Origin of the sequence: Pseudomonas sp. TMW22091, from assembly GCF_022496705.1 — a bacterium.
GTDB classification, from domain to species: domain Bacteria; phylum Pseudomonadota; class Gammaproteobacteria; order Pseudomonadales; family Pseudomonadaceae; genus Aquipseudomonas; species Aquipseudomonas saxonica.
In genome coordinates, this window is record NZ_SCFI01000013.1 from 127,588 (window position 1) to 137,776 (window position 10,189).

The 10,189-nt window shown below is 61.0% G+C and carries 4 protein-coding genes; 2 read left to right on the forward strand and 2 right to left on the reverse strand.

Features of this window, described 5'->3' with window-relative positions; all coding sequences use genetic code 11:
* The first annotated feature begins 6 nt into the window (after nt 1–6).
* The gene (gene tssM / locus EQV93_RS20020; protein ID WP_240892300.1) at nt 7–3,684 is read left to right on the forward strand and encodes a type VI secretion system membrane subunit TssM; all 3,678 of its coding nucleotides are present in this window, start codon (nt 7–9) and stop codon (nt 3,682–3,684) included.
* Nucleotides 3,685–3,969: 285 nt separating this feature from the next.
* The gene (locus EQV93_RS20025) at nt 3,970–5,241 is read left to right on the forward strand and encodes an OmpP1/FadL family transporter (protein WP_240892301.1); all 1,272 of its coding nucleotides are present in this window, start codon (nt 3,970–3,972) and stop codon (nt 5,239–5,241) included.
* A gap of 17 nt (nt 5,242–5,258) precedes the next feature.
* On the opposite strand, the gene EQV93_RS20030 is transcribed toward EQV93_RS20025, so the two are convergent.
* Entirely contained in the window at nt 5,259–9,959 is a 4,701-nt protein-coding gene (locus EQV93_RS20030; RefSeq protein WP_240892302.1) for an ATP-dependent helicase, read from the reverse strand.
* A partial coding sequence (locus EQV93_RS20035) for a hypothetical protein (RefSeq protein WP_240892303.1) occupies nt 9,937–10,189 on the reverse strand: 253 nt, incomplete at its 5' end. The genes EQV93_RS20035 and EQV93_RS20030, both read right to left, overlap by 23 nt.

The window sequence follows — 10,189 nt, forward strand, 5'->3', positions numbered from 1 at the left end:
GGAGAGTTGGCAATGATCTGGAGTTATCTCAAGCGCTGGGCACTGCCGGTGTTGCGCCATTTCAACCGGGCATTGCCGGTGATGGTCGCGCTAGGCATGGTCTTTCTGTTGATCGGCATCTGGTGGCTGGGACCGCACTGGCGCTGGCGCGAGCATCAGCCCTTGGCCGAGCTGGCGATGCGGGTGTCGGCCAGTGTCGTGGTGGTGGTTGTGCCGTTGCTGATCTGGGCCTGGCACGTGCGCAACCGCTACCGGCGTTTGCACGTTGAACATCAACAAGCGGCGGCGATTGAGTCCGATCCGTGTTTGCCCTATGTCCAGGCACAAGAGCGGGCGCTGGATCACAGCTTGAGCCATTTGCTCAATGCGATGGAGCGTCGCCGTTCGCTCTATCAACTGCCGTGGTACCTGGTGCTGGGGGAGGAGAATGCCGGCAAAACCAGCCTGATTACACGCTCCAATCAGAACTTTGCCCTGTCCCATGTGGCTAGAGCCGGTGCCAGCAGAGCGCCACAAGACGAGAAACTGGCCTACAGCATCGACTGGTGGATCGGTGACGAAGCCGTGCTTATTGATCCTCCGGGGCAGTTTTTCAGCCAGCCCGAGCCGCGGGTTGACGGGGGCGCGAATGCGCTGAAACCGCCCGTCGCCAAAGGCAAACCACACCCCGTTTTACCCCCTGATACGCACCTTCGGTTATGGCTGCACCTGATCGACTGGCTAGCGCGTAATCGCAGCCGTCGGGCGTTGAACGGTGTGGTGGTATTGATCGACGTTCAAGCCTTGCTGATGCAAACCCCCGAGCAGCGTAAAACCCACGCGACTGTTCTGCGCACCCGACTGTATGAGTTGACCCTGCAACTGGGCACGCGGCTGCCGGTGTATGGGGTGTTGAGCAAGCTGGATTTACTCGAAGGCTTCGATACGTTTTTTTCACGCTTGTCGCGGGCAGGGCGGGAGGACTTGCTCGGTTTTACCTTCACGCTGGACGCGGTGGAAGACTTTGACGCCTGGCTGGTCGAACTGGAGCGTGTCTACTGCGATTTTGTCGGGCGCCTGAACGAGCACGTGTTTGACGCCCTGCGCGAGGTTCGGTCGTTGGCCGAGCGTGAGCGCTTGCTGGGGTTAATGCGTCAGCTGGCGGGTTTGCGTCCGGTGTTGACGCGGTTTATGACTGAAATGCTTGGCAGCGACCGCTTTACTACTCCGGTTTTGGTGCGTGGGCTGTACTTCTCATCGGTCTTCCAGCAGGGCACGTTGAGCAACGCATTTATCAAAGAGGCCGGGCAGCCTTATCAACTGCCGCCACCGCCTGCCGAAGTCCAACCCGCGCAAGGCTCGATGATTTACTTTGCCCGGCAACTCTTTCAGCAAGTGATCTACCCCGAGGCCGGGCTTGCTGGCGACAATATAAAAGTGGCCAGCAACAAGCGCCGCCTGTTGATGGCCGGCTTCAGTGTGGCATCGCTAGGGTGTTTGCTGGTGTTGGGGCTGTGGCAGTTCTATTTCACCGTCAACCGCGACAAAGCCGCCACTGTACTGGTCAGGAGTGAGGCGTTCAACGCGCGCGACATTGACACCCACCTCGATACCACAGGCCGCAACCTGCTGGCGCCGCTGGATCAAATTCGTGCTGCGGTCTCGGTCTACGGCGATTACCGGGAGGCCTGGCCCTTACTGGCCGACATGGGCTTGTATCAGGGCCGGGCGATTGGGCCGAGGGTTGATGAGGCGTATTTGAACCTGTTGTCCAAACGCTTCTTGCCGGCCTTGGCCAGCGGTGCGCTGGACGCCATCAACGCCGCCCCTACGGGCAGCCATCAACAACTGGCCGCGTTGCGGGTTTATCGCATGCTTGAAGAGCGCCAGAACCGCCGTTCCGACCTGGTTGAAGACTGGGTCGCGCGGCAATGGCAGCGCGCCTATCCGGGCCAGGGCCAGTTGCAAGCCGATCTGATGCGGCATCTGACCTACGCCCTGAAATATGCGGACGCCGATATGCCGCAACACCGTGAACGGATTGCTCAGGTGCAGGAAATACTGCGTCAGCGCCCGATGGCCGAACGCGTCTACGCCACCCTCAAACAGGACGCCGAGGAACATTTTCATCGACCGCTTGATCTGCGCAGTGAAGTCGGCCCGGCCTTCGATATCGTTTACCGGCCTCTGGACTCCGCTGCCGACAGTGACGGCCGGGAATTGTTGTTGCCGCCGTTGCTGACGGCCAAGGGCTTCAAGGAATACTTTGAGCCGGGCACCGAAGGCATTATTGACCGCGCCATGATTGATCTATGGGTGCTGGGCGAGCGTCAACGGCTGGACTACTCCGAAGCAGACCGCGAGGTGTTGACCCAACGTGTCCGCGCCTTGTATAGCGCCGACTATGTGAACAGCTGGCGGCGCGCCCTGAACCAGTTTACGGTCACTGATTTTCGTGACCTCAACCACGGCGTGGCCGTGCTTGAACAGGTCACCGGGCCTGCCGGGCCGCTGCGTCGATTGCTCGAAACCCTGCGTGACAACACCGTCATCTACCCCTCGACTGTGCAGCCCGAGGGCCAAACTGCAGTCAGTTTGGCCAAAGCCCCGCAAGGCGAACAGCAAGCGGCGGGTATTCGGCGTGCTTTTTCGCGTCTGGCTGAACTGATCATTCCTCAGGGCGAGCGTCCGTCCAGCTATGAAGACACACTACGCGCCATTGTGGCGGTGCATGACTATGCCAAGGCCGTGCAAAACACCCCGGATCCGGGCAAGACCGCGCTGAAAACCGTGCTCAACCGTTTTTCCCTGAGCGGTGCCGACCCCATCGCCAACCTGCAACGCATGGCTGTGGGATTACCTGAGCCGATGAATCAGCACGTAAAAAAACTCGCCGACCAGACGGCTCAGGTGTTGGTGGTCGCGGCCCTGCGTGAACTGGAAAAACGCTGGGACAGTGACATCTACAGCTTCTACAGCGAGCGCTTGGCCACCCGTTACCCCTTCAAGGCCAGTGGCGAAGATGCCTCGCTGGAGGATTTCGAGGCGTTTTTCGGGCCTCAAGGGCGCCTGCAGCAGTTCTACGACCAATACCTCAATGCCTTTCTCAAAGACAACTTCGACGCTCTTTACTCCGAGAGTCAGGGAGGTTATCTAGTGCGCAGTGATGTGCTGGAGCAGTTAAAAAAAGCCGACCGCATTCGCGACACATTTTTCAACCATCGGGGGCACCTGTCGGTGCAACTGACCATCGAGCCATTGGCCCTGAGTGCCACGCGCCTGAGCAGCACGCTCAGCGTCGATGGCCAATTGATCCCCTACCAGCACGGCGCCCCGCGCCGCACGGGGCTGGTGTGGCCCAATGACCTGGGCAACGCCACTGGCAGCCAACTCACCTTGGTCAGCAGTGCGGGCAACACGGCCAGTTTGAGCTACCGCGGGCCGTGGTCGCTGTTCCGTCTGCTGGGCCGTGGTCAGCTCAATGCGCGCACCGACACCAGCGTTGACCTGACCTTTACCGTCGCCGACGGTTTGATGCGTTACAGGATAGGCGCCGACAAGGCCAACAACCCCATTAGCCAACGCAGCTTTGAAGGTTTCAGCTTGCCCAGAACCTTGTTGCAAGAGCGTTTACAACCTGCGCAGAGCGACAAGGTCACGCAGTTAAACGCAGGAGCGCACATTTTTGCAGCCGTTGACGAGTAATGGGAGGGCAGGTGGGTCGGTGTAAGCGCGTAAGTAAGCTTGTGATCTAGCTTGCTGACGATCTTGCGCCTGTCGCTGACGAGGAACGATGGCTGCGATCGAGGGCGAAGCCGTCGTAAATCCCCTTCAATCAACTCCACCTATCGCTCTCTATTCCCAAACTGAATAACACCTCATTCTTGTTCTATTGTCCTACACAGAAGCCCGATTTAGAGCGCTCCGGCTATAGCGCAAGCCCGTGAATGTTGGTAGCGTGCGCGCCGTTAACCTGAGAGAACTCTAATAATGAAACAAACCATGCCTAAGGCCTTGCTGGGTCTTGCCGTTGCACTTGCCTCTTCGTCGCTGTGGGCCAGCGGTCTTACCATCAACGAACAAAGTATCAGCGCAATGGGCACGGGCTTTGCCGGTCGCTCATCCTCTGCCGACGATGCCAGCACCGTGTACGGCAACCCGGCCGGTATGGCACGCTTGAAGCAGGAGCAGGCGAGCCTGGGGGCCGCCACGCTCAACGCGAAAACCGACATCAGCCAAACCCGCAGCACCTTTGGCGGCAAGGAAGACGGCAATATCGTGCCCCTGACCACCGTGCCTATGGGCTACTACGTTAAACCGATCGACGAACACTGGGCGTTCGGTGTCGGTGTCTACGTACCGTTCGGGTTGATCACGGACTACGACAGCGATTTTGCCGGTCGCTACTTCGCCAACAAGAGCAAGATCCAGATCATCACGTTCCAGCCAACGGTCAGCTATGCCTTTAACGACAAGGTATCGATCGGCTTTGGCCCGACTATCAATCGCATCGACGGTGAACTGACCTCGCAAGTGCCTAATGTTCAGTCCCTGGGCCGTAACGACGGCAAGGTGAAGATCGACGGCGACGACACGGCTATCGGTTTCAACGCCGGTATTTTGGTGCAGGCCGATGACAAGACCCGTGTGGGCCTGACATACCACTCAAAGGTCAGTTACAACCTTAAGGGGCACACCAAGGTCAGCGGCGGCAGCTTCAGCCTGCTGGGCCTCAGTGGTAAGAATTATGACGCCAAACTGGGCCTTGATACTCCGGAATCTGTGGACGTTTCGCTGACTCACCAGCTCAATGACGACTGGACGCTGTACATGGGCAGCACCTGGACGCGCTGGAGCCGCTTCAAAGACATTACGGTCGAGAACAGTAACGTCAGCCCGTATTTGAGCGGTTCGCTGAGCACCATCACCGAAGAGCAAAACTGGCATGACACCTGGGCCCACGCCATTGGTGCCGCGTATCAGTTGAACCCGCAGTGGGTGCTGCGCACCGGCTTGTCGGTGGATGAATCGCCGACCAATAACACCAACCGTTCCCCGCGTATTCCTACCGGCGACCGGACAGCCATCAGTTTTGGTGCGGGCTGGACGCCAGTGAGCAATCTCACCGTCGACTTTGCTTATTCCTATCTGTGGGAAGAGAGCGTCAAGGTCAACGACAGCTCGGCCTCGAAGGGCGCCTACAGTGCCAAGTTCAAGAATACCGCGAGCGGTTTCGGTTCTTCGGTGACTTACCGCTTCTGATTGATCAAGGCCAGCGCTCAGCCATACCAGCTCAACCCCTTGGGCGCACTGGCAAACCCCGCGTCACGCAAGGCGGTCGTTATCGGCGAGTTCCAGGTGGACTGCTCGTCGATACGTTCCAGCGTGAACGATCGCCGCTTGTGCCTTCTGAGCGCGGCGACCAGTGCCTGAGCGCCCGCTTTCAGGCGTTCAGGGGCAATGGGCGCGTCATGGGCGACAAAGCTCACTAACTGGCGCCCGCCCTGGGTCAGATAAAATAGTAAACAGCCGTCCACAATGACCACCAAGGCCCCGGCGCGCCGGGCCGGGGTGGTCTTTGCCCGGTTCACAGGCCATGCCAGCGTAACCCCGAAAGGGTTGGCCGGGTCCAGCACGGACAAGGCAATGGCCACGGGCCTGGCCGCTACGCTGTCGGCGAGGGCGCGCAGCCGGTCTATGGTGCTGCGCTCGGCAAACTGCGCACCCCCCAGACCTTCGACAAAGCGACCGCGCAGAATTCGCCCAGTGTCCTCCATTGTGCGCAACACCGGCGCAAGGGCTGGAAACCCGCCCGGCACGTCTTCCTGTACCGCCGCCCCCCGTGTGACCACCCCGTAGCGATCGAACAGGCCTTCGACCAATGCCAGTGCGCGTGCGGTATCGCTGACGGGGGCATGGGGCAGTAATGACCAGCGCCCGGTGAGGGGGCGTGTGGTTGAGGTGGGCGTTGAAAGAGGAGTAAAGGGCGCGCGCAATTGCCCGCGCCGATGGCGGGAGTGACTGAGGTGGCGTGGGCGTTGCGGTGCTTGCGTGACCGTCAGCTGACGTAAGGGCACCCAGCTGTCACCGGTTATAAAACCACGCCACACCAAGTCCCATACGGCGTTATGCAGTTCGTCTGCAGACAGTATTGCAGTGCTTTGGGTCAGCGTAGCCAGTTGATGGCCGAAATAAGCGCCGCCATCGGCCAGCACGTTGAGAATCGCGTGCTGCAACGGCGAAAGCAGGTCTTCATCCTGCGCCGGTGGCAAGGTTTCGCCGACATAGTCGCGAAGGTGCAACGCCACCAGACCATCGTCATCGCCCAAGGCACCGTGGCCTGACCAGATCACTTCACCTGTGCTGATCAGCTCATCGAGCATGCCCGGTGTGTAGTCGCTGACGCGCATGGCCAATACCTGGTTTTCCCAGACGGATACGGGAAGCACGCGCCCGGCCAGTTGTTCGATCACCCGCACCAGTCCGTCCACGCCCCAAAAGGCACCCCTCACGGGTGGCTCTTGTGCGCGGGCAGGGTGGCCGTCGGTGTGCGCGATCAGCCCCTGACGCTCCAGCAGCAGGCGCACATAAGCACCCCCCGGTACTGGCCGGGTCGCTTCGCGGGCGGCTTGCAAGGAACGCAGGCGCAGACGTTTGAACACCTCGTCGGCAATCCATTCGTGGCGGGCTTTGGGCGCAATCGTCTGGCTCGCGTCCAGCGTTGCTTCAAGGCGGCGCTCAACACCAAAGTTGCCGCAGAGCACTTTGCCTTGCTCGCGCAGGCGCTCAAGGCCATGGTCGACAATCGCCACGCCCAGGCCCAGATACCGGGCCGCCTCGCCGGTGATGAAAGGCCCGTGAGTGCGGGCGTAGCGGGCCAGCAAGTCGCGTAACGGGTCGGCGACTGGCTGCAAAAAAATCTCGGCAATGCCCGCAGGCAAGCTCACGCCCAAGGCATCGCGCAGGCGTGCAGCGTCTTCGACTGCCGCCCAGCGCGTTTCGCCGGCCATCGACACGGCAATCGCTCTGCCGGTGGTGCTCAAGGTTTGCAAAGAGGCGTCCAGGTCGTCGGGTTGATCAACCCGCAGGGCCAACTGCGCCGTAGACAAAGGTCCCAGTTCACGCAGCAGGTCGGCCACGCCTTCGGCACCGCTAACCCGACGATCCTGCGCCGTGTGTTGCAGCTCTTGCTCGACACGCTCGGCAATGGCCGGGTCGAGCAAGTCGCCCAGATCGACCTGCCCCAGCAAGTCAGCCAGCAGGCCGCTGTCCAGTGCCAGCACCGAGGCGCGGCGCTCGGCCAACGGCGCGTCGCCCTGGTACATAAACTCGCCGACATAGCCGAACAGCAAGCCCGCTGCGAAAGGAGAAGGGCTTTGGGTCGTGGTCTCGACAAACTGCACAGTGCCTTCATTCACACGCTGCATCAGGGTATTGAGCGCGGGCAAGTCATAGACGTCTTGCAGGCATTCGCGAGCGGTTTCGATCAAGATCGGAAAGTCCGGGTAATCGCTGGCAATGGCCAGCAACTGGCCCGCGCGCAAGCGTTGTTGCCATAACGGCGACCGTTTGCCGGGGTTGTGTCGCGGCAGCAGCAAGGCCCGTGCGGCACATTCGCGAAAGCGCGCGGCGAACAGGGCCGAACCGCCCACGGCATCAGCGACGATGCGCTGTAATTGTTCCGGTTCAAACACAAACAGCTCGGCGCCGGGCAAGCGGCCTTCACTCGCTGGAATGCGCACAATAATGCCGTCATCGCTGGACACCACCGAAGGGTCGATACGCAGCTGCTGACGTATCCGCTCGGCGATGGCCAGCGCCCAAGGGCCGTGTACACGCTGGCCGTAAGGGGAGTGCAAAATGACTCGCCAGTCCCCGGTTTCATCCAGACAGCGCTCAATCACCAACACCCGGTCAGTGGGCAAGTTGCCGGTGGCCTCACGCTGCTCGGCGACCAGTGCGAGCAGGTTATTGACCGCGTTGTCGTTCAGGCCAATCGAGTGCAGACGATTCTCTGCCTGTTGATCCGGTGTTTCGCGGGCCTGTTCAATGTCCAGCTCGCGCAGGAAGGCACCAATGGCTTCGCCTAACTCGGCCGGGCGGCCCAGGCCATCGCCGCGCCAAAAAGGCAGGCGCGCAGAGCGGCCGGGGGCAGGCGTGACGACCACTTGGTCCCGGGTGATTTGCTGGATACGCCAGGATGAGGCGCCGAGGGTGATGACGTCATTGACCCGCGACTCGTAGACCATCTCTTCATCGAGTTCGCCTACCCGGCGCGAGCCGGCACGCTCCTCGCCTTCGGGCAGTATCACGCTGAACATTCCGCGATCCGGAATGGTGCCACCGCTGATCACCGCTAATTTGTGCGAGCCGGGGCGGGCAGTCAGTTGCCCGGTCTGACGGTTCCACACCAGACGGGGACGAAACTCGGCGAATTCGTCTGACGGGTAACGGCCCGCCAACATGTCCAGCGTGGCGTCAAACACACTGCGGGGGAGGGCTCGAAAGGGATCGGCGCGACGGACAAGGGCGAACCAGTCGTCAATATCCAGCGGCTCCATGGCGACAGCGGCGATGGTCTGTTGGGCCAGTATGTCCAACGGGTTGCGCGGGGGCTCCAGAGTTTCCAGTTGCCCGCTGAGCATGCGATCAACCGTGACCACCGCATCCAGCAGATCGCGCCGGGTGCGCGGGTAAATCAGCCCCGCCGAAATGCCACCGACCTGGTGCCCGGCGCGGCCCACGCGCTGCAAGGCGCTGGCCACTGACGGAGGGGAAGCGACCTGAATCACCAGATCCACCAGCCCCATATCAATACCCAGTTCAAGGCTGGAGGTTGCGACCACGCACCGCAGCTCACCTGACTTGAGAGCGCTTTCGATGTCGGCCCGCTGCTCCTTGGAAACCGAGCCATGATGGGCACGGGCGATCAATGGCGGTTCGCCCGCAGTGCGTCGCGTAGTGCCCCCGGCGGACGAGACAAAATGCTCGGGCGGCGTGTTCTCGGACGGGTCTGAGTCGCCAAGTTGTTCGGCATACAGCTCATTGAGCCGTGCGGTCAGCTTCTCGGCGAGACCACGGGCATTGGTAAACACCAGCGTTGAACGCTGCTTGAGTACCTGTTGCAGAATACTGGCCTCGACATGAGGCCAGATTGAGCCGACTTGCCCGAGCGCACTGTTGGCCGGTGACTGATTGCGCGCTGATAGATCGCTCATGTCCTCAACGGGCACGACAATGCGCACCTGCAGCTGACGACTGGAAGGTGGGTTGACCACCGTCACCGGCCGGGCACCGCCGAGAAACCTTGCCACGTGGTCTACCGGGCGCACCGTGGCGGACAGCCCGATACGCTGGGCCGGATGGGGCAGCAAGGCGTCGAGCCGTTCCAGACTTAACGCCATATGCGAGCCGCGCTTGCTGCCTGCCACGGCGTGCACTTCATCGACAATGATCGTCTGCACACCGCGCAGGGTTTCGCGTGTTTTTGACGTCAGCATCAAATACAAGGATTCGGGTGTGGTGATCAGAATATCGGGCGGGCGGCGCACCAGCCGGGCGCGTTCAGCCTGGGGCGTATCGCCCGTGCGCATGCCCACGCTGATCTCCACGGCGGTGTCGCCACGCAGGGCGCGCTGGGCACGCACGCCTTCCAGTGGCAGGCTCAAGTTGCGTTGCACATCGCTGCCCAAGGCTTTGATCGGGGAGATATACAGCACCCGTGTTGTCGATTTGCCGGGTGGGTGATCGGCGTTGGCTGCTGCGTCGCGCTCTTCAAATAATTGGTCGATGGCGTGCAGGAATGCTGCAAGGGTTTTGCCTGAGCCGGTTGGGGCGATGACCAGCGCGCAGTGTTGCGCGGCAATGGCCGACCAGGCGGCGAGTTGCACGGCAGTAGGGCGGGGGAAGGTCGATAAAAACCAGGCGCTGGTGGCCGGGGTGAATCCGGGCAGGCGCTCAGGGGGAGAAGGGGGAGTCATCAGCAGCAGAACCTCGGGGCGGCAACACTTCTAGCGTAGCCCGCGGTTCAGAAAGCGGGGCAGTCCCTGTAGGAACCGTCTTGATCTTGATCTTGATCTTGATCTTGACCTTGACCTTGACCTTGACCTTGACCTTGACCTTGACCTTGACCTTGACCTTGACCTTGACCTTGACCTTGACCTTGACCTTGACCTTGACCTTGACCTTGACCTTGACCTTGACCTTGACC